This window comes from Arcticibacter sp. (assembly GCF_045629565.1).
In the GTDB taxonomy this organism is placed as follows: domain Bacteria; phylum Bacteroidota; class Bacteroidia; order Sphingobacteriales; family Sphingobacteriaceae; genus Arcticibacter.
In genome coordinates, this window is the sequence record NZ_JAZQRL010000095.1 from 1 (window position 1) to 1,520 (window position 1,520).

Here is a 1,520-nt window from a genome sequence, read left to right on the forward strand (position 1 = left end):
TCACTTTACCAGCCAGTGGAATGCCTCCGGACAGATCCCACAGCGGGCTGTCGACCAGGGTATAATCAGCCGATTTGGTGCCATAGACCCCAACGAGGGCGGCGAAACCAGCCGCAGCAACATCAATGTTCATTACAACAAGTATTTCAATTCCAGCAGCTGGCTGAAGACATCCGCATTTTACAGCCGCTACAATTTTCAGCTGTATTCTAATTTTACGTTCTTCCTGAACGATCCCCTGAACGGCGACCAGATTAAACAGGAAGAGCACCGGAACCTTGCCGGTTCCAACACGGTGCTCCACAAAAACTACAGCCTCAAAAACGCCGATATGAAGTTTCAGGCCGGTACCGGTATCCGCTACGATGATGTGAATAACGTCGAGCTCTCCCATACGCTGAACAGAAAGGAAACCCTGGAGAACATCATGCTTGGCGATGTGAATGAGACCAACATCTATGGGTTCTTTAACCTGGAGCTGGAGACGGGAAAACTGCTTATCAATCCTTCGCTGCGGCTGGACTACCTGGATTTCAGATACCGCCACCAGCTGGCTTCGGGAATGCCTTCCGATCATCAGGACAAGGCGATTCTAAGTCCAAAACTAAACTTTCTGTACAACCAGAATAAAGATCTGCAGTTTTTCCTGAAACTTGGGAAAGGTTTTCACAGCAACGATACCCGTGTAGTGGTTGCCCAACAAGGGCAGGAGGTTCTGCCGGCGGCGTACGGGGCAGACCTGGGCGCCACCTGGAAGCCTGCACCGCGGCTGATTCTGAATGCGGCGCTCTGGTACCTGTACCTGCAGCAGGAGTTTGTGTATGTGGGGGATGAAGGCATTGTGGAGCCCGGCGGCCGCACCGCACGGAGAGGTATAGGCCTGGGCATCCGTTACCAGCTCACCGACTGGCTGTTCTACAACACTGATCTTACCTACACCCATGCGCGGGCAGTCGACGAGCCTGAGGGGGAGCAATACATCCCGCTCGCCCCGAAGTTTACCCTTGCCGGCGGTTTAAGCATCAAACAACTCGGGCGGTTTTCCGGTAGCCTAAGAACCCGCTATCTCGCCTCCAGAGCCGCCAATGAAGACAATTCCATTGTGGCTAAAGGTTATTTCATCAACGATGCCAATGTGAGTTACCAACTCAAGCGCTTTACCCTGGGGGTCATCGCCGAAAACATCTTCAACAGCAACTGGAATGAAACGCAATTTGCAAGCACCTCCAGATTACAGAATGAGGCCAATGAGGTTACAGAGATACACTTCACGCCGGGTACGCCCTTCAACGTAAGGGCAGCGGTCAGCTACCGGTTCTAAGTGCAATTTTCGTATTTTTGCGTCATTCCAACTCTATTTTATTCTCCATACTGACGATGGCTTACCTGAATCTATTTGACTTCAAGCAGAAGGTCGACTATAAAACTGAGATCCTGGCTGGACTGACGGTGGCTATGACCATGATGCCGGAGTCACTGTCTTTCGCGATCCTTGCGGGCTTCCCGCCGCTGGTGGGTTT

General features: G+C 52.0%; 2 protein-coding genes. Both read left to right on the forward strand.

Translation table 11 applies throughout. From position 1 onward, the window contains the following. Positions 1 to 1,321, forward strand: a 1,321-nt coding sequence (locus ACKI5J_RS11760) for a hypothetical protein (protein ID WP_407429669.1), incomplete at its 5' end; no start/stop codon positions are given. Between the two features lie 56 nt (positions 1,322 to 1,377). Next, positions 1,378 to 1,520, forward strand: a 143-nt coding sequence (locus tag ACKI5J_RS11765; protein ID WP_407429670.1) for a SulP family inorganic anion transporter, incomplete at its 3' end; no start/stop codon positions are given.